We start from the raw sequence: 25752 nt of genomic DNA, 5'->3' as shown, positions 1-25752 counted from the left end.
GGTGACCGACCTGACCTGGCGACCCGACAGCCCGGGCGCCGTCACCGAGATCCGTCCGCTGCTGCGCGCCGTCGCCGAGGTCGACGGCCGCCCCGAGGTACCCGCCGACGGCCCGCTGGCCCGCGAGTTCCGCGGTGGTGAGCACCTGCTGGCCACCGACGGCGTCGAACTCGTCGGGTACGCGCACCTGGACACCGACGGCGACGCCTTCGGCCGCCAGGTCGCCGAGGTCCTGGTCCGCCCGGACGCCCGCCGCCGCGGTGTCGGCGGGCGGCTGGTCGAGGCGGTGCTGGCGCGGGCCGCGGCCGGTGTCCGCTTCTGGGCGCACGGCGACCACGCGGGGGCCGCGCGCATCGCGGCCCGGCACGGGCTGGGCCGCGTCCGCGAGCTGCTGACCATGCGCCTGGACCTGGCCGTCGCCACCCTCCCGGAGCCAACCTGGCCCGCGGGTGTGCGGGTGCGCGCCTTCGAGCCGGGGCGCGACGAGGCCGCCCTGGTCGAGGTCAACCGGCGGGCCTTCGACTGGCACCCCGAGCAGGGCGCGCTGACCGTGGCCGACGTCGAGGCGACCGAGGCGGAGCCGTGGTTCGACCCGGCCGGGTTGTTCCTGGCAGTCGACGAGCGGGACGAGGTCCTCGGCTTCCACTGGACCAAGGTCCACGGTCGGGGGCCCGATGCGGTGGGCGAGGTGTACGTCGTCGGCGTCGACCCGCGCGCGCAGGGCGGCGGTCTGGGCAAGGCCCTGACGCTGGTCGGACTAACCCATTTGAGGTCACTCGGGCTCTTGACCGTCATCCTTTACGTGGAGTCCGACAACGCACCCGCTGTTGCGGTATACGGCCGAATGGGTTTCACCCGTTCGGACGCCGACATCCAGTATGCACGTGCAGACGCGCACGGCAGCTGATCCGTTACGGACGGCAAACACACAGGTCACGGCAAGGCCACGAGCAGGAGTCGGCGGGATCGCAACCGACACAAAAACGGCCGTGTTCACCCTGCGTTAACCCCTATAAGGGCATCCGTCCATCAGTGCTGCCTAGCGTGCCGGGCGAGGCGGCGGACGTAGGGTACGTCGCGAACTCAGCAGACTCCTGCCTGGAGGAATCACTGTGATCAGCAAGCGGCCGGCGTCCGTGCTCGGCATCATCGCCGCGGGCGCCCTCGCGCTCACCGCGTGCGGGAGCGACAACAACGCGCCTGCCAGCGGGGGCAACACCAACACCGGGGCTCCCGCGCCCACCGGCTCGGCTCAGGTCGACTGCGGCGGCAAGAAGAGCCTGGTGGCCGAGGGCTCGAGCGCCCAGAAGGGTGCCATCGAGGCGTTCGTCGCCGCCTACGGCCAGAAGTGCCAGGGCGCCCAGCTCGCCTACACCGCCTCGGGCTCCGGCGCGGGCGTGAAGCAGTTCACCGCGGGCATCGTCGACATCGGCGGTTCCGACTCCGCGCTGAACAAGGACAAGGGCGAGGTCGACAAGGCCGCCGAGCGCTGCAAGGGGAACCCGGCGTGGAACCTGCCGCTGGTCTTCGGCCCGGTCGGCGTCGCGTACAAGGTCGGCGACGTCAAGGACCTCACCGTCACCGGCGAGCTGGCCGCCAAGATCTTCAGCGGCGCGATCACCAAGTGGAACGACCCGGCCATCGCCGAGGTCAACAAGGACGCGACGCTGCCGGACAAGGCCATCACGGTCATCTACCGCGGCGACGAGTCGGGCACCACCGACAACTTCCAGAAGTTCCTGAAGGCCGCGGGCAAGGGCGCGTGGACCAAGGACGCGGGCAAGAAGTTCAACGGTGGCGTCGGCCAGGGTGCGCAGGGCTCGGCCGGTGTCGCGGACGCGATCAACGCCGGTGACGGCACCATCGGCTACATCGAGTGGTCCTACATCCAGGACAAGAAGCTGAGCGCGGCCAAGCTGGACAGCGGCTCGGGCGCCGTCGAGCTCTCCGCCGACTCCGCGGCCGCCGCGATCAAGTCGGCCAAGGTCAAGGGCACCGGCAACGACCTGGTGCTCGACCTCGACGCGCTCTACGCCAGCAACACCGCGGGCGCCTACCCGCTGGTCCTGGCCACCTACGAGATCGTCTGCTCGAAGGGCTACGACGCCGACACCGCCAAGGCGGTCAAGGCGTTCCTGACCGTGGCCGCCACCGACGGCCAGCAGACGCTGTCGGACGCGGGCTACGTCCCGCTGCCGAACGAGTTCCAGGAGAAGCTGCTCACCGCCGTCAAGGCGATCTCCTAACCGATCCGGCAGACTGCGAGCCCGAGCGAGATGAGCGATTCCGACTCGGTCGGACGTTCCGCGGCCCCTGGCTTAGCCAGGGGCCCGCGGAACGGCGCGGCGACCGACACCGCACCGGAGGCCCCGATTTCTTCCACTCCCCAGCGGACGGGTGGGGACCCCACCGCACCCGCCAAGGTTGTCACCCGACCAGGTGACAAGATCTTCAAGGCGCTGACCGTCGGTTCCGGCGGCTTCGTGGTCGTCATGATCGCCCTGATCGGCATCTTCCTGCTGATCCAGGCGATCCCCTCGCTGGCCGACAACCAGGCCAGCTTCCTGTTCAGCCGGGACTGGAACGCCGAACCCGGCGCCCTCGCCTTCGGTGTGCTCGACCTGCTCCTGGTCACCATCTTCAGCTCGGTGTTCGCGCTGATCATCGCGATGCCGATCTCGCTGGGCATCGCGCTGTTCCTCACCCAGTACGCCCCGCGCAGGCTGGCCAAGCCGTTCGCCTACCTGGTCGACCTGCTCGCCGCGGTCCCCTCGATCATCTACGGCCTCTGGGGCGCCTACGTGCTGGCCCCGGCGCTGTCGCCGATCAGCGAGTGGCTCAACGACACGCTGGGCTGGATCCCGCTGTTCGCCAAGGGCAGCTCCGACCTGGCCATCGGTCAGACGATCTTCACCGCGGGCATCGTGCTCGCGGTCATGCTGCTGCCGATCATCACCGCGATCAGCCGCGAGGTGTTCGACCGCACGCCCCCGATGCAGATCGAGGGCGCGCTGGCGCTGGGCGCGACCAAGTGGGAGGTCGTGCGGACCACCGTGCTGCCCTTCGGCCGCGCGGGCTACATCAGCGCCTCCATGCTCGGCCTCGGCCGCGCGCTCGGCGAGACCATCGCCGTGATGATCATCCTGAGCTCCACCACCTCGCACTTCGGCTGGACGCTGTTCGACGGCGGCGACACCATCGCCTCGAAGATCGCCCGCGCGGCGCAGGAGTTCAACGACCCGCGCGGCGCCGGTGCCTACATCGCGGCGGGTCTCGTGCTGTTCGTGCTGACCTTCATCGTCAACGCGTTCGCCCGGTCCATCATCGCCGGCCACAAGGAGTACGAATGAGCACGGCGACCGACCTGGACCGGCCCGCATCGCCGCCCGCCTTCCAGGAGATCAGCGCCAACCGCCGGTTCAAGAACCGGTTCGCCACCATCCTGGTCGGCGGAACGTTCGTGCTCGCGCTCGCGCCGCTGGTCTGGCTGCTCATCACGGTCCTGGAGAGGGGCCTCGAGCACGTCATCTCGGCCGACTGGTGGCAGAAGTCGCTGGCCGGTCTGACCTCGCGCCAGCACGGCGGCGGCGTCTACCACGCCATCATCGGCACCCTCTACCAGGGGCTGGTCTGCGCGGTCATCGCCGTGCCGATCGCGATCCTGGTCGCGGTGTACCTGGTGGAGTACGGCAAGCGCTCCCGGCTGGCCAAGGCCGTGACGTTCACCGTGGACATCCTCTCGGGTGTCCCGTCGATCGTCGCCGCGCTGTTCATCTACGCGCTGTGGGTGACCACCTTCGGCCTGCCGCGCAGCGCCTTCGCGGTGTCGCTGGCCCTGGTGCTGCTGATGATCCCCGTGGTCGTGCGCACCACCGAGGAACTGCTCAAGATCGTCCCCGACGAGCTGCGCGAGGCCGCCTACGCGCTGGGCATCCCCAAGTGGAAGACCATCGTCAAGATCGTCATCCCGACCGCGCTGTCCGGCATCATCACCGGCATCTCGCTGGCCATCGCGCGCGTCATGGGTGAGACGGCCCCCGTACTGGTGCTGGTCGGCTACACGACCTTCATCAACTACGACCCGTTCGCGGGCAACATGTCCTCGTTGCCGCTGCTGATGACCTCCGAGCGGTTGACCACCAACGACGTCGGCGAGGCCCGGGTCTGGGGCGCGGCCGTCACGCTGATCATCATCATCACCATCTTCAACCTGCTGGGATCGCTGATCTCGCGGCTGACCTCACTGAAGACGACGAAGTAGGCGAGCCATGGCCAAGCGCATTGATGTCAAGGACCTGAACCTCTTCTACGGCAAGTTCCACGCCGTCGACGGGGTGTCGCTGGCGGTGCCGCCGCGCAACGTCACCGCGTTCATCGGCCCGTCGGGTTGCGGCAAGTCGACCGTGCTGCGCTCGCTCAACCGCATGCACGAGGTCATCCCCGGCGCCCGCGCCGAGGGCAAGGTGCTGCTCGACGGCGAGGACATCTACGCCACCACCGTCGACCCGGTGTCGGTCCGGCGGACCATCGGCATGGTGTTCCAGCGCCCCAACCCGTTCCCCACCATGTCCATCCGCGACAACGTCGTCGCGGGGCTGAAGCTGGCCGGTGAGCGGGACCGCAAGAAGCTCGACGAGGTCGCCGAGCGGGCGCTGCGCGGCGCGAACCTGTGGGCCGAGGTCAAGGACCGGCTCAACCGGCCCGGCGGCGGGCTCTCCGGCGGTCAGCAGCAGCGGCTCTGCATCGCCCGGGCCATCGCCGTGCAGCCGGACGTGCTGCTGATGGACGAGCCCTGCTCGGCCCTGGACCCGATCTCCACGCTGGCGATCGAGGACCTGATCCAGGAGCTGAAGAAGGACTACACGATCGTCATCGTGACGCACAACATGCAGCAGGCCGCCCGGGTCAGCGACCAGACGGCGTTCTTCAACCTGGCGGGCGTCGGCCAGCCGGGTCGGCTGATCGAGCTCGACGACACCGAGCGGATCTTCTCCAACCCCAGCCAGAAGGCCACCGAGGACTACATCTCGGGCCGCTTCGGCTGATCGAACCACGCTGAGGTCCCCCGTCCGGTGCGCCGGACGGGGGACCTTCGCGTTGTGGACCTTCCGCTTGCGCCACAACGCGTACCCCGTCCGGCGCGCGTTGGTACGGTGCCGGGTGGTCGGGGCTGGCTGGTCGGGGTTGGCACTGAGGAGTTGGCGACGTGAGACGCGCGCTGGGACTGGTCTCGGCGGTGGCGGCGGTCGTGCTGGGCGGTTCCGCCTGCGCGAACCAGACGGCGGGGACGGCGGTCGCGGTCCCGGGTGAGCACCCGGCGCCCGCCGGGCCGGAGGTGACCGGGTCGAGCGGGGCGCCCGAGCTGAGCCAGCTGCAACCGTGCGACCTGCTCGCCGACGCCGCGTCGAAGTCGCTGGGCATCGCCGCCGCCGGGAAGCCGGGGCGGACCGCGGACAGCCGCTCGTGCGAGTGGAAGGTCGACAAGGGCACGGTCGCCGACAGCTACACGATCACCGCCGAGGTGTGGCGCGACCGCGGCCTGGACCGGATCACCACCGAGCGGCCGGTCGAGTACCTCAAGGTCGGCGCGCACGAGGCCGCCCAGTTCATCGCGGGCGGCGGCAAGGGCTGCGCGGTGGCCCTCGCGGTCGGTGACGACACCCGGGTGGACGTGCGCGCGGCGGGCGAGAAGGTCGCGGAGGAGCTGTGCGAGTCCGCGCTGGCCGCGGCGAAGCTGGTGGAGCCGGTCATCCCCTGACCGCCCGGTGACCGGCTCACGGGAACCGTCGCGGTCCGGTTGCGTCGTAGTCGGGACGGTTCGCACGTCGGGTTGGTACGGTTCGGCGTGCGGCGGCGAGGTCGGGTAACCGCCAGGGTGGCGCTGGAGGGTGTGAGTCATGGTCGACACCGCGCAGGGGGACGAGCACTACGGTGGGCTGGTCGACACCTGGTTCGGCAACATCAACCGCATCGTGCAGCGCACCGCGCTCGGTGTGCAGGTGAACGCGTTGACCCCGCAGGTCGACACCCGCGACTCGCCCCCGATGCAGTGCACCAACTACGCGCGATTCGAACACGACGAGCTGAAGCGCATGGTCAACGAGGACATCGATCCGGACCAGATCGATGAGATGGGCCAGCTCTACTCGGACGCGGGCACGGCCATGTCCCAGTTCCGCGACGAGGTCTCCAAGGCGGTCACCAACAGCGAGGCCGACTGGAAGGGCAAGGCCAGCGAGAACGCCCGCACGTTCATGCTGGGCGTGGGCAACTGGGTGGGCGCGGCCGGTGACAGCGCGACGCTGGCGGGCGCGCAGACCAAGCTCCAGTCGACCGCGCTGAGCCAGGCCAAGAACGACATGCCCGAAGAGGTGAAGTTCGACCTCGAGGCCGCCAACAAGGACCTGATGAACACGTGGGACCCGATGACGGCGTACCTCAAGCAGGCCCAGTACCAGGAGCAGTACGAGAAGAGCCAGGCCGCGCACGCTGAGGCGGTCCAGGTGGTGGGCACGTACGACAGCCAGCTGGGCGGCACCGCCGTGATGCCCGCCTTCGCGGCTCCGCCGACGATGGGCAGCGGTGAGACCCCGCCGGACGGTCCGGATGACGGCGACACCGGCGACGCCAAGGTGACCAAGCGCGAGGTCGCCGTCAACGGCAACAGCGACGGCGGCCAGTACACCGGTGGCGGCGACCCCACGCGCGGCGGCGGCGGCAACAACGGCGGCGGGGGCGTGGTCCGGCCCAACGACGGCGGTGGCGGTGGTGGCGGCGGCGGTGGTGGCGCCGGCAACGGGGGCGGCATCAACCCGGGCGGTGGCGTGAACATCCCCGGCGGCAACGGCACGAACCCCGGCAACTGGCCCGGACCCGGCCCCACGCCGCCCATCCAGAACCCGTACCCCAACCCGCCCGGCACCCCGCCGCCCGGCGGTGGCGGCCCCGGCAACCCGGGCCTGCCCGGCCTCGCTCCTCTCGGTGGCGGTGGCGGCCCCTTCGGCGGCGACACGCTGCGTGAGCGGAGTGGCTTCGGCGGCGGTCGCGGTATCGGCGGTCCCGGTGGTGGCGGCGGTGGTGGTAGCTACGGCGGTGGTGGTGGCGCGAGTGGCGCCGGAGCCGGTGGTGGCTTCGGTTCTCGTCCTCCGGGCGCCCTCGGTGCTGGTGCGGGCGTCGGAGCCCTGGCTGCCGAGCAGGCCGCGATGGGTCGTGGCGGCGTCGGCGGAGCGGGTGCGGCGGGTCGTGGTGGCTCGGGCATGGGCGGTATGGGTGGCGGCGGTGGCCACGGCGGTCAGGGCGGTGAGGACGAGGAGCACCAGCGTCCGTCGTACCTGATCGAGGCCGACCCCGACGACGTGTTCGGCACGGACGAGATGACCGCGCCACCGGTGATCGGCGGATAGCGCTCGATGCCCCGTTCGTTCGCCCTGTCGTTGGCGGCCCTGGACGTCCTCACGGACCTGCTTGAGCTCAACGTGCGGCTGTTCCCGTTCAAGATCCCCAGCTTCGGCGAGTACATGGCGGACCGCGCCCGCATCGGTCAGGCGGTGTTCGCCGACCTCGCGGGCCGCGGCCTGATCCGGTACAACCAGATCGACCCGGACGTGGAGGCCGCGCTGCGGATCACCTCCGACCACCAGGTCGGCGTCGGCGTGCTGGGCACGGTGGAGTCCGACCGCCAGATCCTCGCCCGCGGCGCGGTGCAGGGCGGCACCGGCGTGCTCGCTGTCCAAGAAGGACAGATGATCCGGTTCGAACTCGTCGGCGCGGCCGGGTTGGCGAGGGTGCTGTCGGACCTGTTGCCGCGCATGGGGGCGGGCCCCGGGCAGTCGGTGATGGTGACCCAGGCGGCACCGGTGCGGCAGGAACCCGGCTTCATGCAACAGGTCCGCGCCCCACGGTCCTCTTCGGACACCCAACTCCGCCTGGCCGCCGCCATGCTGGAGCGTCCCCGCACCGGCTACGGCTTCTTCTCCGTGACGGGCCGGGGCCGCCACGGTCGAGAACTCGACGCGGGTGCCCTGACCTGGATCGACACCGACGCGGGCCGCTACCTGTCCCTGAGCCGCCCCCAACCGGACGGCGCCACCAGGATCACCTACAGCCCGGCCGACACCACCCGCTTCGCGGCCCAGCTCAACGACCTGATCACCGCCGCCCTCCCCCGCGACTGAGGCGGCTACCCGGTCGCTTCGACCGCGGTGTCGCGGAGTTGGCGGGCGAGGTAGTAGGCGACGGTCCAGGGGACGCGAGGTATCGCCTTGGCGTATCGCCTGCGCCACATGGGTCACGCTGTGTCGCCGGTCGGCTACCACGTCGGGGGAGGTATCAGGGAGCACCGGAGGCAGGCAGTGAACACCGGCCTGCTGACCGACCGGCAGGCCTGGATCGCGCAGGGCGCGCGCCTCTACCCCCGCCACTCCGGTGCGCGAGACCTGGTCGCGAGCCTCAGCACCGCATAGCAACGGGCGCGGCGCCCACCGGGTGGTGGAGCGCCGCGCCCGTGGGGAAAGTCCTTACAGGTCGTCGTCGCTGACGGTGCCGGGCATGCGGCCGGTGACCACGAACACGACCCGCTTCGCCACGGAGACGGCGTGGTCGGCGTAGCGCTCGTAGAAGCGGCCCAGGAGGGTCACGTCGACCGCCGAGGCGACGCCGTGTTCCCACTCCTTGTTCATGATCAGGGTGAACAGGTGGCGGTGCAGGTCGTCCATCTCGTCGTCGGCGTCCTCGATGGCGCGGGCGGCGGCGACGTCCTGGCTGCGGATGACCTCCTCCGCCCGGCGCGCGAGCTGCACCGCGACGCGGCCCATCTCGGCGAAGTAGCGGTTCACCGGCTCCGGCAGCACCGGGGCCGGGTGCCTGCGCCGGGCCGCCTTGGCCACGTGCAGGGCCAGGTCGCCCATCCGCTCCAGGCTCTCGGCGGCGTGGATGGCGGCCAGCACGGTCCGCAGGTCGGTCGCGACGGGGGCCTGCAGCGCGAGCAGCGCGTACGCCTGCTCCTCGCACGCGGACCTGGCGTCGTCGATCCGCTCGTCGCCGGTGATCACCTGCTCGGCGAGGCCGAGGTTGGCTTCCAGCAGCGCCCGGGTGGCCAGTTCCATAGCGTCGGCGACCATTGAGCACATGCTCGCCAATTTGTCAGCGAGCTGTCCGAGCTCGGATTGATAAGCCTCACGCATGCGCACAGCCTAGATGCCGGTACGCGGAGATGCGCCATCGCCAGATGAACCCGAAATGAACGGGACGTGCTCCAGGCCTGGTTAGGCGCAGGTCGGGTCGCCGCCGTTGATGGTGGCCAGGTTCTTCGGCAACTCCGGCTTGGGCTCCGCGGGGGTCGTGGGCGTGGCACCGGGACCACCGGGGGCCGCCACCTGTCCGGCGAACTCCGGGCCGAGCACGAGCACCAGCGCCCCGGACATCGACGGGTCCTCCTGCATCACCGCGCCGGGCACGGTCGAGGCCAGGGTCTGCGCCGCGGCCTCGTGGCCCTTGCCGTAGCGCACCACGGTCTTCGGCACGTTCGCGCCGACACCGGTCTGCACCACGGTGAAACCGAACTCCCCCAACCGCTCCGCGGTGCGCTTGGCGATGCCGCCGGTGGCGTTGCCGCCGTTGAGCACCTGGATCTTCAGCGTCTTCGGGTCCACCTGCTCGCGGATCGGCGCGGCCTGCTGCTGGGTGCCGTTGTCCGGGGCGGGCGGCGCGGCGGCCTCGCCGGGCAGCGGCTCGCCGTCGATGATCGCCTGGAATAGCGCGTGCGCGTCGTCGCGGCGCAGGACCTCGTTGCCGCGCCCGTTGGGCAGGCCCACGGTCGGGATGGTCACGAAGGTGACCCGCCCGGCCTCCAGGTTCTGCAGCGACGCGCCGAGGTTGGCCAGCGCGTCGACGTTGACGTTGTCACCCAGCGTCGACGCGGTGACCGCGCCGGTGAACTGGGCCAGCCGCGCGGGGTCGAACAGCAGTTGACCGGACATCGCCTTGCGCAGCAGGGACGACAGGAACCGCTGCTGCCGCTTGATCCGGCCGTAGTCGGAGGTCTTGTCGCCGCGCACGTGCCGCGCGCGCACGAAGTCGAGCGCCTGCTCGCCGTGCAGCAGCACCTCCTTGCCCGGCTCCTGGACGATCCACTTGTTCAGCATGGTGTCGAACATCGGCTGCTCGACGCAGACGTTGACGCCGTCCACCGCGTCGACCATGCCGCGGAAGCCGTTGAAGTCGATGCTGAGGAACCGGGTGATGTGCAGGCCGGACAGCTCCTGCACGACCTTGGTCACGCACAGCGGGCCGCCCACCTGGTAGGCGGTGTTCATCTTGGCGATCTTCACCGCGGGCGACTGGTCGCCGGTGTAGCGCACGGCCTTCGAGTCGAAGCGCTCGCACGCAGGCCTGCTGATCTCCAGGTCGCGCGGGAAGTTGACGATCACCACGCGGCTGCGGTCGGCCGGGATGTGCGCCACCATCACGGTGTCCGAGCGCGCGCCCGGCACCGTCTGCGTGTCGCCGACCCCCTCCTCGGCGTCGGCGCCCTCGCGGGTGTCCGAGCCGACCAGCAGGAAGTTCTCGTCGCCGAGCTGCGCCTGCGGGTTCTGCACGGACTCGTCGCCGACCAGCGCGCGCACCTGCTCGATGCTGCCGTTCGCGTACTCCTTGAAGCCCCAGCCGACACCCGTGCCGATGAACACCAGCACCGCGGTGGACCCGGAGAACACCTTCGTGATCCGCGACCAGCGGCTGCGCTTGGGCTTCTCGTCCTCGTCGGCCGCCTCGGCGTCCGGGCCGTCCACCGACACCGGTCGCACGACCTCGGTCGGCTCGGGCTGGGACAGCTCGTCGAGCTTCTGCTCCAGCTCGTCGTCGTCGTTGGCCCACGGGGTCAGCTTCATCTTGCGGGACTTGCGGGCCTTCTCCTCGGCCTTGAGCTCGTCGTGCACCTTGGAGAACCGGGCCAGCGTCTGGTCCACCCGGCGCCGCTTCTGCACGGCCTCGCCGATGGGCTCCATCTCGGTGGTCAGCCCGACGAGCTCCTGCGGCGTGGTGCCCGGCGGCGGCGTCAGCCCGACGCGCTCCGGCGCCTCGGCCGGGGTCTCCGCGTCCGCGTCCGGCTTGGGGGGCATGGACGACTGCCCGGGCGGCTGCTGGCGCGGGATGTGCGGCTTGCCGCCGTCACCCGCGACGGGGAACTGCCCGGACTGCCCGCCCGGCGCCGGGAACGTCCCCGACGGCTGGGGCTGGTCGCCCGGCTGGTCGGCGCGGGGGCCCGGGTGTGGCAGGTGGCCGGACGGCTGCGGTGCCCCGGCGATCGGCTGGTCCGGTCGGCCGGGGTGCGGCAGGTGCCCGGAGGACTGCGGTGCCCCGGCGATCGGCTGGTCGGGACGGCCGGGGTGCGGCATGTGCCCCGAGCCCTGGGGGCGCTCGCTGATCGGGAACTGGCCCGACCCCTCACCGGGGCGCGGCGCCTGGCTCACCGGGAACGGCCCGGACTGCTCGCCGGGACGCCGGTTCGGCCCGGGACCAGGGCGAACCGGTCCGGGACGCCCGGGGTGCGGGGTGTGGCCGGAGGACTGCGGCTGCTCGCCGATGGGCCGGTCGTTCGGGAACTGGCCACCGCCCGGGAACTGGCCACCGCCCGGGAACTGGCCCTCGCCCTGCGGCGCGGGGCGCGGCCGGGGCCTGCCGTCGCCGTTGGCGGGGAACTGCCCGGACCGGTCGTCGGGGTGCGGGGTGCGGAACTGGCCGGAGCGGTCATCGGGGCGCGGCGCCGGGTTCGGCCCGCCCTGGGTCGGGAACTGCCCCGAGCGGTCCTGGCGGGGGCCGTCGACCTGGGTGGGGAACTCGCCGGAGCGGTCCGGCTGCGGCTGCCGGGGGCGGCCGTTGGCGGGGCGGGGGTACTCGCCGGAGCGGTCGTCGGCGGGCGGCCCGTCGAGCCGGGGCGGGAACTCGCCCGAGCGGTCCGGCTGCGGCTGGCGGGGGCGGCCGTTGGCCGGGCCGCGCGACGGGTCCACCGGGAACTCGCCGGAGCGCTCGTCGGCGTGCGGGGCGCGGCCGTTGACCGGGAACTGGTCCGGCTGGGGGCGGCCGTTCGGCTGGCCGGGGCGCGGCGCGCGCGAGGGGTCGGCCTGGAACTCGCCGGAGCGGTCGTCCGGGTGCGGTGCGTGACCCGGACGTGCTCCCCGTGCCGCGTCGACGGGGATTTCGCCGTCGGGGTGCGGACCCCGGCGCGGTGCGCGCGCGTTGTCCACCGGGATCTCGCCGGACTGGTCGTTCGGATGCGGTGCCCGGCCGTTGGCGGCGAACTGGTCCGGCTGAGGACGACCGGGGCGCGGCGCCCGCGACGGGTCGACCGGGATCTCGCCCGACCGATCGTCGTGGTGGGGCGCGTGCCCGTTCGCGAACTGGTCCGCCTGGGGGCGACCGGGGCGCGGGGCGCGCGAGTTGTCCACCGGGATCTCGCCTGCGCGGTCGTCGTGCGCGTGCCCGTTGGGCGGGAACTGGTCCGCCTGGGGACGGCGCGGCGCGCGCAACGGGTCCACCGGGAACTCGCCGGAGCGGTCCTCGGGGTGCGGCGCGTGTCCGTTGACCGGGAACTGGTCCGGCTGGAGACGGCCCGGGCGCGGTGCGCGCGGGGCGTCGGCCACGCGGTCGTCGTGCGCCTGCCCGTTGGCCGCGAACTGGTCCGCCTGGGGGCGGCCGTTCGGCTGGCCGGGGCGTGGGGCACGGGGGTTGTCGGCCTGGATCTCGCCGGACGGGCGCGGTCCCCGGCCGTTGCCCTTGGCCGGTCGCGGTGCGCGCGGGAGCTCGCCCGAGCGGTCGTCGAGGCGGGGGCCGTCGACCTGGGTCGGGAACTCGGTGGGCTGCGGGGGCCTGCTCGGGCGCGGGGCGCGGCCTGCCGGGAACTGGCCCGAGCGGTCGTCGGGCAGGGGACCCTCGACCTGCGTCGGGAACTCGCCGGAGCGGTCGTCGGGTCGTGGTGCGCGGCCTGCGCGCGGCGCGCGGCCCGGCGCGCCCTCCGGACGCGGCTGGGCGCCCGCGGCGGGCGGGCGGTGCTCCGCGTCCAGCGGGAAGTCCGGGGTGCCCGGCGGGTGCGCCGGACCGTTCTCGGACCGGCCGCGGCGGCTCGCCCGCTCGGCCAGCGAGCGCCTGCCGATCCGGGGCTCGTCCGGCTCGCCGTGCCGGGGCGGCGGCTGGTTGCCGGGCAGCGCGCGCTGGGCGTCCTGCCTGCCGCGGCTCGCCGACTCGGCGAAGTTCTCCTTCTTGGCCCGTTTCCCGACCGGCGCGGGCGCGCCGCCCAGCAGGTCCAGGACCGACCGGGGCATGTCCGGCTCGGGCTCGGCCGCGGGCCGCTCCGGCGGGCGCTGGCCGGTCGACTGGGCCAGCACGTCGGCGGGCACCGCGTGGGTCGAGGTCCGGGTGCGCCGGTCCGGGCGCGGGGGCTCGGGGCGCTCGGCCACCGGGGCCGGGCGGGGCGGCTCGACGGGCTCCTCGGGGGGCGGCGGCGGGAACCGCCTGCCGCCGGTCTCTATCTCGTTGCGGTGCACCGGCGGCTCGTCCGGTTCGTCCGCGCGCCGCCTGCGGCCACCGCCCGTGGGCTCGGCGGGCTGCGAGTGCCGGGACTCGGGCTCGGGGGCGGCCCTGCGCCCCGTGGGGGCGTCCTGGCGCCGCGCCTGGCGTCTCGGTACCTCGTCGGCCTCATCGGCGTCCGGGACGGGCATCAGGTTCGACCGGGAGCCGCTGTGCCGCTCGACCAGATCGGACACGCTGACCCCGCCCGCGCCCTCCATCGACCGGCGCCTGCGTCGCGGCTGCTCGGTCGGCTCCGGGGCCCGGCGCCTGCCCCCGGACGACGGGGCACCGTTCGGCGCGCCCGTGCCGCGGTCGTTGTTCGATGAGCCCGGGTCGCGGTCGTAGTCGTCCGGCACCCGTACTCCCTTCGCCTAGCTACCTGGGCCTACCCCGCACCCAACCGGGGTACCTGCTCGAAGCGTTGTCAGTTGGTTATCAACCTGTTGCGGCGTCGCGTTCGGTTGCTTACCCGATCGTGTCACGCGGCGCGGGAGCGATAGTACGGATGGAGGTCGCTCGTGACGACGGCAGTCCGAGGTTTGTTCACTATCAGTACGGAGATTCGCGGATTGAGCTAGCCCGATCGGACTAATGCCTCCACGGTCGTGCGGTCAGCGCGCGGACACGCGGTGGGCGCTCACGGCCCGCCTGCCCGCGGCGGCTCCGGCCAGGTGAGCCGTGCCGTCCAGCTGATATGCGACCGCGTTGCGGCCGGACTGCTTGGCTGTGTACAGCAGCGCGTCCGCTTCCCGGAGCTGACGCTCTGGAGCGGCCGGTGTGTTGTCCGCCACTCGGATGGCCGGTTGGTGCGCCAATCCGATGCTGATCGTGACGCGCAGCCCCAGCACGAGGCTCGACCACGGGAAGTGCTCCACCCGCGCGCGGGCCGCCTCGGCGAGGTCCACCGCCGTCCGGCGGTCGACCCCCGGGAGCACGAGCACGAACTCCTCGCCGCCGTAGCGGGCGCAGAACCCGCCGTCGGGCAGGCCCTCCTGGAGCAGTTCCACCACCCGCTGCAGCACCCGGTCGCCGACGAGGTGGCCGAAGGTGTCGTTGACCTGCTTGAACCAGTCCAGGTCGACCAGCGCCACGGCGAGCCCGTCGGCCAGGCCCTGACCGGCCACCAGGTCGACCAGCCGCTGGTCGAGGTAGCGGCGGTTGTAGCTGGCGGTGAGGCTGTCGCGGATGCTCTGCTCGTGCGCCTCGGCGTGCTCGCGGCGCAGCCGGTCCACCTCGCGGCGGAACTGCTCCGGGATCTGCGGCGCGGTGCCCAGCTCGGTGATCAGGTCGAGCGCGGACCGCAGGTGCTGGTAGGCCTGCCGGTACTGCCCGCGCGAGGCCAGCAGCGCGGCGATCTCCTCGTGCAGGCTGATCAGGTTCGCGGTGTCGGCGGGCGGGTCGTCCGGGTGCTCCGCGCGCTCGGTGATCGCGGGGTGGCGCAGCGGCACGGTCGGCTCGCTGGTCCGGTTGTCCTGCCAGGGGTTGTCCCGCTGGTCGGGTCCCGGTTTGGCGACGCCTCGTCCCAGAACGGCCACCGCGGTCACCTCCCTACGTACGTGATGTGTCGTCAGAGAAGAGGTCACGCTTGAGCGACCAGGACGCATGGACGCAGGAATTCCCCCTACTGGTGGACCCCATGCTGCGCCGATCCAGTGACGAATCCGCAGCTTGGTCGCGGTCCGCACCGAACCCGCATCACCCGTTTGGAGTCACCTGGTCGGGCACGGAGTGAAGCCGTACACCTTCCCGTCCAGCACGACGAGCCGCTGCGAGCCGATCTGCTCCGCGAGGGTGACACCGCCTTGGCGGATGCGCACCGAAACGCCTACTACGTAGACCGACCCGCGGGGGCGCTTCTTGGCGCCATCCGGCTTCCACTTCAGGTCTAGGCGCAGCGTGGACAGCGCGGGCTCGATGTGCAGCACCAGGTTCCCCAAGTCGCAGCCGCCCGCGGTGAAGTCGGGGTGCTCGGTGTCGCGCTGGAACATCCGCTGGGTGCTGACGCCCTCGTCGCCGGACTCGTTGAACTCGGTGAAGTAGCGGGTGATGAGGTCGCGGTCCTGCGGGGACGAGCTGATGGACGCCACCGGGCTACCGGCGACGGTCGTCGTGCACCCCGCCACGGTCAGCGCGAGCACCAAGGCGCCCAGAACGCGCACGCGGGCGAGCGAGCGCATCAGCCCCCCGAGTGCATCAGTTCGGCCCCGTCGGGCACGGCGGCGTCCTCCGGGTCGTCCAGCCAGCCCTCCGGCAGCACGACCCGCCCCGGCGAGCCCTGCCGCCCGCGCGGCCCCTCGGCGTCGGGCGGGTAGGGGGCGGCGTGGTCGAGCGCGCCGATCAGGTCGGCCAGCTCGGCCAGGGTGCTCACCAGCCCGAACGACTTGCGCAGGTCCGAGCCGATGGGGAAGCCGCGCAGGTACCAGGCCATGTGCTTGCGCAGGTCCCGCACGCCCTTCTCCTCGCCGATGTGCGCGGACAGCAGGATGGCGTGCCGGTGCAGGATCGCGCCGACCTCGCCGAGCGACGGGCCCTCGGGCAGCGGCTGGCCGGTGAAGGCGGCGTGCAGCTCGCGGAACAGCCAGGGCCTGCCCAGGCAGCCGCGTCCGACCACGACGCCGTCGCAGCCCGTCTCGGCGACCATGCGCAGCGCGTCGTCCGCGCAGAAGATGTCGCCGTTGCCCAGTACCGGGACGGTGGTCACGGCCTCCTTGAGGCGGGCGATGTGCGACCAGTCGGCCTGGCCGGAGTAGCGCTGGGCCGCGGTGCGGGCGTGCAGCGCGACCGCGACGGCCCCCTCGGCCTCGGCGATGCGCCCCGCGTCGAGGTAGGTGTGGTGGTCGTCGTCGATGCCGACGCGGAACTTGACCGTCACCGGGATGCCCGCTGGCTCGGCGGCGCGCACAGCGGCCCGCACGATCTCGGCGAAGAGCCTGCGCTTGTAGGGCAGGGCCGCGCCACCGCCCTTGCGGGTCACCTTGGGCACCGGGCAGCCGAAGTTCATGTCCAGGTGGTCGGCCATGCCCTCGGCGGCGATCATCGTGACGGCGTCGGTGACGTTGCGCGGGTCGACGCTGTAGAGCTGCAACGAGCGGGGGTGCTCGTGCTCCCCGAAGGTCATCATCTCCAGCGTCTTGGAGTCGCGCTCGACGATCGCGCGCGCGGTGACCATCTCGCAGACGTAGAGCGAGGTGGGGCTGCCGAACTCCCGGCAGAGCTGTCGGAACGCGACGTTGGTGATTCCCGCCATCGGTGCGAGCACGACGGCGGGATCCACCCCGTACTGCCCGATCTTGAGCGGAGGGGTCACCCGACCAGGCTAGCTGGCCGCGCGCTTCGGGGCGTGCGGTGCCGTGAGGCCCGCGCGTGGCGGGCCTCACCGTGCCTACTGGAGGTCGGCGTACCAGTCGGACAGGCCCTCGGCGGAGGAGCTGTCGTCGGCGGGGCCGCAGTAGTCGTCCATCGCCGAGTCGTCGGCGTAGGGGTCGTCGCCGGTGGTGTCGTCGGTGGTGTCGTCGGTGGCGGGGACGTCCTGGGTGTCGTCGACGATGGTGTCGTCGGGCAGGTCCGCGGAGGTGTCCGTGGTGTCGGCCGTGTCCGTGGTGCCGCTGTCGGCGGAGCCGTCCGCGTGCTCGCCGAACGGGTCGTCCTCGGTGGTCGGGTGGGCCGGGGGCAGGTCGTCCACGGGGACGTCGGAGGGGACGTCCTGGGACTGGTCGTCGGTGGTGTCGTCCGTGGTGTTGCCGGTGGGCTCGACGTTGTCGTCGGCGCTGCTGCCGTCCTCGGTCACCGCGCCGGTGTCGTCGGTGGTCGACTCCTTGGGACCGGCGACGTCGGAGTCGTCGGTGGTGCCCGTGCCCGTCGTGTCGGTGGGCGCCTGGTCGGTCGGGGTCGGCTCGGTGTGGTCGCCGCCGATGCCCTTCTCGTTCCAGGTGCCGAGGCCGGTCGGGTCGCTGTAGGCGGATTCCGCGACGCCGTCGTCGTTGTAGTCCAGCAGGGCGGTGTCGGCCACGCCGTCACCGTCGGAGTCCCACATCCGGTCGTCGTAGCGGCCGTCGCCGTCGAAGTCGACCGCGATGGCGTCGTTGGTCCCGTCGCCGTCGACGTCCGCGTTGGCCGCACCGTGGTGCACGTTCGGCGCGCCCTCACCGGTACCGAACGAGTACTCGATGTCCGCCATTGTTGGCCCCCTCTTGGTTCGAAGTCGTCGGGTAGACGTGCGTACCCCCGACCCGGTTCCGCAGCGCCGGACGCAGATTAGTCGTCGGATCAGTCATAAAAGGACGGTTTGACCAAGGCAACCAGGTGACCCCGCGGCGCGTCCGCGTACGCCCCCGGCGCCGCCCGGATCGCGCGGTGGAAGACCAGCGCCCGCGCAACGCGGCCCAACCGGCAGGCGAGGTCCAGCTGCCGTCGCAGCTCGGGCCGGGTGCCGAAGTCGCCGAAGGGGTGGAGGTAGGCGTCGACGAGGCGGGTCCGCGCGGCCGGTTCGGCCTGGGTCAGCGGCACCAGCATCGAGGCGAACGGGTGGGCCACGACACTGTCGCCCCAGTCGTGGAAACGCCCGTCCGGTAATGCATTCCCGGCGTGCAGGTCGTTGTGGTCGACGCTTGCCGGAACCGGTGCGGCGCCCAGTTCCCCGGCCCACTCGGCGATCCGGGGACCCAGCCCGGCCACCTCCGCCGGAACATCACCAACAACACCGAGCGCTTCGACGAACCTGCCGGGCAGCGCCGCGGGCCGCATGTCGGCGACGCCCGCGGCGAGCAGCCGGTCGACGTGCGGCATGAGATCGATCTGCAGCCGCGCGTAGGCGGGGAGCGCGTCGATCAGCGGGGCGGCGCCGGAACCCCCGTCGGGCAACAGCAGCCACCCGCGCCGCTCGTCGACCGCGACCGGTTCGAGCACCCGCTCGGGCACCACCGACCGGAGCACCCCGTACAGCGCGGCCTCGAACCGGGCGCCGTCCCCGTTGGCCTTGAACCAGGCGAACCCGCGCGCGGTCTCCAACCGGAACACGACCGACCAGACCCGCACCCGGACCGCGTCGACGCCGCGAACCGGCCCCCAGCCATTCGCGGCCAACCGGTCGGCGGCCCACCGCAGCGCCCGCCCGCGCCACCGCCCCGACCCCCACAGCGCGTTGCCGGTGATCATCTCACTGGGTGGCGACCTTGAGCAGGGTGTGGAGGGTGGCCGGGAGCAGCGGGTCGCCCTCGAACTTGAGGGTCGGGTCCTCGACGCGGCGCCAGAGCCAGAGCAGCACCTGGTCCGGGTCGCCGGTGACGGTGGCGTCCGCGGTGCCCTCCGCGGCGACGGTGATGGTCGGGGCCAGCGTGACGAACCACGACGAGTCGCCCGCGTCGACGCGGACGGTGCGGCCGTCCAACGCGTCGAGTGCGCCTTCGAAGGCCTGCGGGTACTCGGCGGTCGCGAAGGCGAGGAAACAGGTCAGGACCTCGTCCACGCCGTCCGCGGCCAGGTCGGCGGGGATGGGGGTGATCGGCAGGCCCGCGGTCAGTTCCGCGTCCACGCGGTGGATCAGGGCCTCGTGGGCCATCCGGCGGGCCCAGAAGCCGACGGTCTGCTCCGGCGGGTACCAGGTGAGGGTGGTCTCCTCGGCGTCCCGAGTGGACAGTTCGGTGCGCAGTTCGGCGTACGCGTCGTCATAGGCCGCGACCGGGTCGGCGCCGGTGAAGTCCGGGGGCCACGGGGACGGCCAGGCGTTGTGGCGCATGGTGGTGGCCTTGTGCCGGTAGACCTCGGCGACGTGCAGGAGCAGGTCGGCACCCGTCCACGGGGCGCAGGTGGGCACGGTCTCGGTGAGGGTGCCCGCAGCGGCCTCCCGCAGCCGCGCGGTGTCGGCGGCCAGGTGCTCGAGGTAGTCGGCTTTGTGCATGCTCGGACTCAACCACGAACCCCCTACAATCCATCAACCACTTATCCAGAAGAAGCCGCCCGCCCGGTCGTGCTCCTCGACGGTCGCGCTCCCGCCGACGCGCAGCGGCAGGCCGGTCCGCTGCCGCACCTGCACGACCACCGACGTCCCGTCGCCCATGGTCACTTCCGCTTCACCGAAGGTGCGGTCCACCCGTCCCGTTCGGATGACGCAGGTCCGGCCGACGACGTCCGGCGCCGACTGGAACCGGGGTGCCAGCACCCGCGCCACCAGCCGGGTGCCCGCGAAGGCCACGGTCAGCGCGACGAGCAGCACCGCGAAACCCGACAGCGCGGGCAGGGGGCCGGTGGACAGCAGCAGGTCGCCCGCGAGGCAGGTCAACCAGGAGAGCGCGGTCGCCACGGTCAGGCTGACGCTCAGCGGCACCCGGCCGAACGCCTCCGGGTCGGCCGCGCCCACGGCGTCCACAGAGGACAGTCCGACGGCGACTAGCAGCCAGTAGCCGACGACCACCACGAGCAGGAACGTGAAAACCACTGCGGGAAAGCCGAAAGTGGCGACCAGGACATGCTCCACCATCGCACGGAAGCTACCCGACCGGTCCGCCGAATTCACCGGATCGACGAAAGTGCTCCACTATGGACCTCATTCCGCGATCGAGCGCTCCACCGCGTCCAGCATCGGCGCGACCCGGAACGGGATCTGCTCGGTCATCGCGACCGCGGTCGTGCTGCGGATGACGCCCCGGCAGGACAGCACCGCGTTGATCACCTCGTGCAGGTGCCGGGTGTTGCGCGCCGCGACCCGCACCAGCAGGTCGCCGTCCCCCGCGATGCCGTGCGCCTCCAGCACGAACGGCACCGCGCCCAGGTCCTCGACGGCCGCGACGAGCCTGCCCTGCGCCACCTGCACGGTGACGAACGCGGTCACCTCCACGCCCAGCGCGGTGTAGTCCACCGCCCGCCCCCGCGCCCCCACGACGCCCTGCCGCTCCAGCCGGGAGACCCGCGCGTGCGCGGTGTTGCGCGCGATGCCCAGCCGCTCGGCCAGTTCGGTGATGCCGATCCGGGGGCTGGCCACGAGCTCGCGGAGCACCCGCAGGTCGAGGCGGTTGACCATGCCCACGATGCGCAACCCTCCCGGCAACGGAGACGCGATTTTGAGCGATATGCTCAACGTCAAAGTGACAGTCTTGCACAGCGCTCACGTCAAACCGTCTGCTTGCCCGTGGCGCGCAGAGCGCAGGGGAAGGTGTGATGGGCATGACGGAGCTGGCCGACTACCGCCCGGCCGACGTGGTCCGCCGCGACCGCGGCCTCGGCGCGCTCACCGGCGTGCAGGCCCTGGGCAAGCTGCTGGTCGACCAGCACCGCGCCGACCAGGCCAGGGGCTGGCGCACCGCCGGTCTCGTCTCCGGCTACCGCGGCTCCCCGCTCGCCGGGCTCGACCTGGTCCTGGAGCGCAACGCCGACCTGCTCGCCGAGCACGACATCGAGTTCATCCCCGGCGTCAACGAGGAGCTGGGCGCGACCGTCGTCTACGGCTCCCAGCTGGTCACGCAGCTGCCAGGCGCGCGCTTCGACGGCGTCTTCGGGCTCTGGTACGGCAAGGCCCCGGGCGTCGACCGGTCGGTGGACGCGTTCAAGCACGGCACCTGGATGGGGACCACCCGGAAGGGTGGCGTGCTGGTGGTCGCCGGTGACGACCCGGCGAGCAAGTCGTCGTCGCTGCCGTCGAACTCCACGATGGCGCTGGCCGAGTCGTACCTGCCGGTGCTGGCCCCGGTCGACGTGGCCGACGTGCTGCGCCTGGGGCGGTACGGGTTCGAGCTGTCCCGGTTCACCGGGTCGTGGACCGGCTTCACCGTCGTCACCGCTGTGGGGGACGCCTACGAGGTGGTCGACCTCGGCGCCACCCCGGAGATCGTGGTCCCCGAGTTCGAGTGGGACGGGCGTCCGTGGGCGCCGACGCACAACCCGGGCGTCGACATCCCCCGAGCGCTGGCCATGGAGCGCGAGGTGCTGGAGGGCCGGTTCGCCGCCGCGCTCGCCTTCGCCGCCGCCAACGGCCTCAACCGGATCGAGGGCGCGGTCCGCGACGCGCGGCTCGGCCTGATCACCTCCGGTCACACGTACGCTGGCCTGCGTGACGCCCTCACCCGGATGGGGCTCACCGAGTCGGAGTTGGCGCGGCGCGGGGTGCGACTGCTGCGGCTGGGCATGGTCCACCCGGTCGACCCGGACCTGGTCGCGCGGTTCGCCGACGGCCTCGACGAGGTGGTCGTGGTCGAGGACAAGCGCGCGTTCATCGAGACCCAGGTCAAGGAGGCGCTGTTCGACCGCGCCGTGCGGCCGCGGGTGTTCGGCAAGCGCGGCCCCGATGGGGCGACCCTCGTCCCGGTGACGGGCGCGCTCGACGCGGACCGCCTGGTGCGGGTCCTCGGCCCGTTCCTCGCCGAGCGGCTGGGTCGCGAGCACGTCCGCCTGCCCCGCCCCGACACCCGGTCGAAGATCGCGTTGCCGCTGGTCAACCGCACCGCGTTCTTCTGCTCCGGCTGCCCGCACAACCGCTCCACCGAGGTCCCCGACGGCTCCATCGCGGGCGCGGGCATCGGCTGCCACGCGCTCACCACCTTCATGGACCGCAGCGTCGGTTTCACCCAGATGGGCGGCGAAGGGGTGAGCTGGGTCGGCGCGTCCCGGTTCACCGACACCGAGCACCTGTTCCAGAACCTCGGTGACGGCACGTTCTTCCACTCCGGCAGCCTCGCCGTCCGCCAGGCCGTGGCGGCGGGCACCAACATCACCTTCAAGCTGCTCTACAACGCCGCCGTGGCGATGACCGGCGGCCAGCACGCGGACGGCGCGGTCGACCCGGTCGCGGTCACCCGGATGCTGCACGCCGAGGGTGTCGCCAAGACCGTCGTGGTCACCGACGAGCCGAAGAAGTACCCGCGCGGCACGAAGTGGGCGCCGGGCGTGCGGGTGCGCCACCGCGACGACCTCGACGCGGTGCAGCGGGAGCTGCGCGCGACCCCGGGCGTCACGGTGATCATCTACGACCAGGAGTGCGCGGCGGAGAAGCGCCGCAAGCGCAAGCGCGGCCTGGCCCCCGACCCGGCCACCCGCGTGCACATCGCCGAGTCGGTCTGCGAGGGCTGCGGCGACTGCGGGCAGAAGTCGAACTGCCTGAGCGTCGAGCCCGTGGACACCGAGTTCGGCCGCAAGACGCGGATCGACCAGACGTCGTGCAACAAGGACTACTCCTGCCTGCTGGGCGACTGCCCGTCGTTCGTGACCGTCGTCCCGGGCGCCGCGCGCAAGCAGATCGATCGCGCGGAGATCCCCGCCGACCTGCCCGAACCCGCGTCCCGGCCGACGTCGGCGGCGCTGGTGATGGTCGGTATCGGCGGCACCGGCGTGGTCACGGCCAACCAGGTCCTGGCGACGGCCGCGCTGGTCAGCGGCCTGGACGCGCGGGCGATGGACCAGACCGGGCTGAGCCAGAAGGCGGGCGCGGTCGTCTCGCACCTGCGGATCTCGCCGACCCGCGAAGAGGTTCCCGGCCTCGTCCCGGCGGGCGCCGCGACCGGCTACCTGGTCTTCGACGCGCTGGCTGCGGGCGCCGAGACCAACCTGTCCCGCTGCGGTACCGACACCGTCGCGGTCATCTCGACCTCCGAGGTCCCCACGGGCCGCATGGTCGTCGACCCGTCGGTGACCTACCCGGCCGCCGACGACCTGCTGCGCCGCATCGGCTCCCGCACGGCGGACGTCCGCGCGTTCGACGCCCTCGACCTGGCCGAACGCCTCTTCGGCGGCACCGCCGCAGCCAACTTCCTGGTCCTCGGCGCGGCCTACCAACTGGGCCTGCTCCCGCTGACCGCCCAGGCCATCGAACACGCCATCACCCTCAACGGCGTCGGCGTCACCACCACGATCCAGGCCTTCCGCGCCGGCCGCCGCGCAATCCTCGACCCGTCCTGGCTGGCAGGCGAAACCACGCGCGAGGCCACCCCGTCCCCCCTGGCCACCGACTTCACCGGCGAACTCCGCCGACTGCTGGACATCCGCCTACCGGAACTGGTGGCCTACCAGAACGAGGCCTACGCCCAGCGCTACCTCGCGGCGGTCCGCCAAGTGCACGACGCCGAGCGCGCGGCGAACCTACCGGGCACCCTCACCGAGGCCGTGGCCCGGAACCTGTTCAAGCTGATGGCGTACAAGGACGAATACGAGGTCGCCCGCCTACACCTGGCCAACCGCGCCGAAGTAGAGGCCACCTACGGCCCAGACGCCAAAATCGGCTACCAACTCCACCCCCCAATCCTGCGCGCGATGGGCATGCGCCGAAAGATCACCCTCCGCCGAACCGCCCGCCCGGCCTTCGCGGTACTACGAGCAATGCGAGGCTTGCGGGGCACGGCGTTCGACCCGTTCGGCAGAGCACACCTGCGCAAGGTCGAGCGGGAGTTGGTGGCGGAGTACGAGGCGTTGGTGCCGGTGCTGGTCGCGGGGCTGGAGCGGTACGAGCTGGCAGTCGAGATCGCCGGACTGCCGGATGCGGTGCGGGGCTACGAGGAAATCAAACTCGCCTCAGTAGAGCGCTACCACGAGCGACTCGCGACCTTGCTGGAATCGCTACGAGAGGCGCCACAGCGAGTGTGAGGGTGCCACCCGCCACGCTTCTCTCCCCAGCCACTCCAGCAACGGTCGCTTGAAGCCCTACTCTGCCCCGACACTCTTCTCTCCCAACCCACCCTCCAAGCGCCGCAGGATCCAAGCTCCACCCAGCGCAACGCGGCTACGCCGGGCCCGCCTCGAAACCGCTACCGAAGCTCAACCCGCACAGAACGCAACGCGGCTAAGCCGGAACTCGCCTCGAAACCGCCGCAGGATCCCGGCCCCCACAGAACGCAACGCGCCCCCGTCATACGCCTTGATTGGGTGGACTTGCTTTGCGTGGGGGGGACGAGCCTGCCAAGCTCTCCTGCGGGTGGGGTGGGCTTGCCCATCCCCACCGCTCTTCCCCACCGCAGGCTCGTAGGGGCCCCGCGCAAAGCAAGTTCGAGGCCGTGTCGAGGAATTGTGCGCTCTGATCCGCGAAGCGACCGGAGAGTCGGTTCGTCGATGGCCGCCGGTTCCGGGTTTATACGGCTCTGTAGTGGTCACGTTGGCGTACTTGCGGCGGAGACGGGTTCAGGCGGAGTTGGCGGAAGCGTTCGAGGTGTCGCAGTCGACGATCAGCCGGGCGACCGCGGCGGTGACACCATTGTTGGCCGGCGTGCTCGAACAGTGCGTTCCCACGGCCGACGACCTCGACGACCGCAGCTCTCACATCGTGGATGGAACACTGCTGCCGTGCTGGTCGTGGGCTTCCCGCCCGGAGTCGTTCTCCGGGAAACACCGCACAACCGGGCTCACGGTCCAGGTCGTGCGCACGCTGGACGGACGCTTGAGATGGGTGTCGGATCCGTTGCCGGGATCTCGAAACGACATCGTCGGCCTGAAAGCCTCACGGGTTCTCGACGGACGAGACCCCAGCATCCGGCTCGGCGACAAAGGCTACATCGGCAGCGACATCCTCACCCCGATCAGAAAACCCAGAAACCGTGAACAACCCGACCGGAAAAAGGAGTTCAACCGGCACCGCAACTCCATCCGCGTCGTGGTCGAACGCGCCATCGCCCAACTCAAAACCTGGCGGATTCTCCACACCGACTACCGGCGCCCCGTCGGCACATTCACCGACACCATCTCCGCGGTCATCGGCCTGTACTTCTACGCCGCTGAATAATCCTCTGTGGACAACTCAAGAGCGTGCCCAGGAGCGCCCTCATCGCCCGCTCCCGCCGCCGCGAGTCGCCGATGATCAACTTATGCCCCCGGCCCAATGCCACTAACTTAGCGCGTTTTCGCTGGCCAGTATCGGTCTAAGCGATTGGCGATCGACCTCTGGAACACTCGGATCAAGTCCACTTGCGACAGTGGGTTGCGTGTTCGCTCGATGCCCCAATGCGGGCCATGGAACTATGGTGTGCCGCAGGGCGTCGTCGCACGTGCCGCCTGCCTCTCGCACGGCACCCTCAAGATGCCGTTGACCTGCAACGATGCTCCGTAAGTTAGTGGCATTGTGCCCCCGGCCCCCGGTATCCATTCTAGCGATGAGGACCGACAATTCCGGGCAAAGATGATCAAGCCTGTGAGGCTTATTCACGGCTGGCGATGATCACCCCAAAGTAAGAGGTGGCGGCCCGTTTGAGAGAATTCAGTTACCACACCTAGTTCTCGAAA

General features: G+C 71.6%; 20 protein-coding genes. 10 read left to right on the top strand and 10 right to left on the bottom strand.

What is annotated here, in order from left to right:
• Position 1: 1 nt before the first annotated feature.
• The 8 genes from mshD to CLV40_RS12720 all read left to right on the top strand — a co-directional run bounded on the left by mshD (position 2) and on the right by CLV40_RS12720 (position 8174).
• Positions 2–907 carry a mycothiol synthase gene (mshD, locus tag CLV40_RS12755; RefSeq protein ID WP_104479100.1) on the top strand — a complete coding sequence of 302 codons (906 nt, stop codon included), beginning with the start codon at positions 2–4 and terminating at the stop codon, positions 905–907.
• Positions 908–1112: 205 nt separating this feature from the next.
• On the top strand, positions 1113–2246 hold the full coding sequence (gene pstS, locus CLV40_RS12750) for a phosphate ABC transporter substrate-binding protein PstS (protein WP_104479099.1): 1134 nt from the start codon (positions 1113–1115) through the stop codon (positions 2244–2246).
• Positions 2247–2276: 30 nt separating this feature from the next.
• Positions 2277–3350: a phosphate ABC transporter permease subunit PstC gene (pstC, locus tag CLV40_RS12745; protein ID WP_104479098.1), complete on the top strand. Its 1074-nt coding sequence runs from the start codon at positions 2277–2279 to the stop codon at positions 3348–3350.
• The gene (pstA, locus tag CLV40_RS12740; protein WP_104479097.1) at positions 3347–4261 is read left to right on the top strand and encodes a phosphate ABC transporter permease PstA; all 915 of its coding nucleotides are present in this window, start codon (positions 3347–3349) and stop codon (positions 4259–4261) included. The genes pstC and pstA overlap by 4 nt, the downstream gene beginning before the upstream one ends.
• 7 nt (positions 4262–4268) lie before the next feature.
• The gene (gene pstB / locus CLV40_RS12735; protein WP_104479096.1) at positions 4269–5045 is read left to right on the top strand and encodes a phosphate ABC transporter ATP-binding protein PstB; all 777 of its coding nucleotides are present in this window, start codon (positions 4269–4271) and stop codon (positions 5043–5045) included.
• A 161-nt stretch (positions 5046–5206) separates the two neighbouring features.
• A complete protein-coding gene (locus tag CLV40_RS12730; RefSeq protein WP_104479095.1) occupies positions 5207–5758 on the top strand; it encodes a DUF3558 family protein in 552 nt (183 codons plus the stop codon).
• A 139-nt stretch (positions 5759–5897) separates the two neighbouring features.
• Positions 5898–7403 carry a hypothetical protein gene (locus CLV40_RS37965; RefSeq protein ID WP_104479094.1) on the top strand — a complete coding sequence of 502 codons (1506 nt, stop codon included), beginning with the start codon at positions 5898–5900 and terminating at the stop codon, positions 7401–7403.
• Positions 7404–7409: 6 nt separating this feature from the next.
• A complete protein-coding gene (locus CLV40_RS12720) occupies positions 7410–8174 on the top strand; it encodes an ESX secretion-associated protein EspG (protein ID WP_104479093.1) in 765 nt (254 codons plus the stop codon).
• 342 nt (positions 8175–8516) lie between these two features.
• Here the strand turns inward: CLV40_RS12720 and phoU are convergent, their stop codons facing one another.
• From phoU to CLV40_RS12670, 10 genes are all read right to left on the bottom strand, one after another.
• Positions 8517–9182, bottom strand: coding sequence for a phosphate signaling complex protein PhoU (gene phoU / locus CLV40_RS12715; protein WP_104479418.1), 666 nt, complete (start codon positions 9180–9182; stop codon positions 8517–8519).
• Between the two features lie 81 nt (positions 9183–9263).
• Complete coding sequence (locus CLV40_RS40280) at positions 9264–13919, bottom strand: LCP family glycopolymer transferase (protein ID WP_104479092.1); 4656 nt, start codon at positions 13917–13919, stop codon at positions 9264–9266.
• Between the two features lie 255 nt (positions 13920–14174).
• Positions 14175–15107 carry a GGDEF domain-containing protein gene (locus CLV40_RS12705; RefSeq protein ID WP_104479091.1) on the bottom strand — a complete coding sequence of 311 codons (933 nt, stop codon included), beginning with the start codon at positions 15105–15107 and terminating at the stop codon, positions 14175–14177.
• 165 nt (positions 15108–15272) lie between these two features.
• Positions 15273–15722, bottom strand: a complete 450-nt coding sequence (locus CLV40_RS12700; protein ID WP_245931254.1) for a hypothetical protein — start codon at positions 15720–15722, stop codon at positions 15273–15275.
• A 17-nt stretch (positions 15723–15739) separates the two neighbouring features.
• Positions 15740–16870, bottom strand: coding sequence for a tRNA dihydrouridine synthase DusB (gene dusB, locus CLV40_RS12695; protein WP_104479089.1), 1131 nt, complete (start codon positions 16868–16870; stop codon positions 15740–15742).
• Positions 16871–16945: 75 nt separating this feature from the next.
• Positions 16946–17740: a hypothetical protein gene (locus CLV40_RS37225; protein WP_146108018.1), complete on the bottom strand. Its 795-nt coding sequence runs from the start codon at positions 17738–17740 to the stop codon at positions 16946–16948.
• Between the two features lie 89 nt (positions 17741–17829).
• On the bottom strand, positions 17830–18717 hold the full coding sequence (locus CLV40_RS12685; protein WP_104479088.1) for a hypothetical protein: 888 nt from the start codon (positions 18715–18717) through the stop codon (positions 17830–17832).
• Position 18718: 1 nt separating this feature from the next.
• On the bottom strand, positions 18719–19459 hold the full coding sequence (locus tag CLV40_RS12680; protein WP_104479087.1) for a maleylpyruvate isomerase family mycothiol-dependent enzyme: 741 nt from the start codon (positions 19457–19459) through the stop codon (positions 18719–18721).
• Between the two features lie 33 nt (positions 19460–19492).
• Positions 19493–20038: a hypothetical protein gene (locus CLV40_RS12675; RefSeq protein WP_146108017.1), complete on the bottom strand. Its 546-nt coding sequence runs from the start codon at positions 20036–20038 to the stop codon at positions 19493–19495.
• Positions 20039–20104: 66 nt separating this feature from the next.
• Positions 20105–20578, bottom strand: a complete 474-nt coding sequence (locus CLV40_RS12670) for an Lrp/AsnC family transcriptional regulator (protein WP_245931286.1) — start codon at positions 20576–20578, stop codon at positions 20105–20107.
• A gap of 143 nt (positions 20579–20721) precedes the next feature.
• Between CLV40_RS12670 and CLV40_RS12665 the strand changes: the two genes are divergently transcribed.
• Both CLV40_RS12665 and CLV40_RS12660 read left to right on the top strand, forming a co-directional pair.
• Entirely contained in the window at positions 20722–24126 is a 3405-nt protein-coding gene (locus CLV40_RS12665; protein ID WP_104479417.1) for an indolepyruvate ferredoxin oxidoreductase family protein, read from the top strand.
• A 496-nt stretch (positions 24127–24622) separates the two neighbouring features.
• A complete protein-coding gene (locus tag CLV40_RS12660) occupies positions 24623–25255 on the top strand; it encodes a transposase family protein (RefSeq protein WP_281261660.1) in 633 nt (210 codons plus the stop codon).
• The last annotated feature ends 497 nt before the right edge of the window (positions 25256–25752 follow it).

Source organism: Actinokineospora auranticolor, assembly GCF_002934265.1.
Lineage (GTDB): Bacteria > Actinomycetota > Actinomycetes > Mycobacteriales > Pseudonocardiaceae > Actinokineospora > Actinokineospora auranticolor.
The sequence above is the reverse complement of the archived record's forward strand: the minus strand, read 5'-3'. Positions and strand labels throughout refer to the sequence as shown.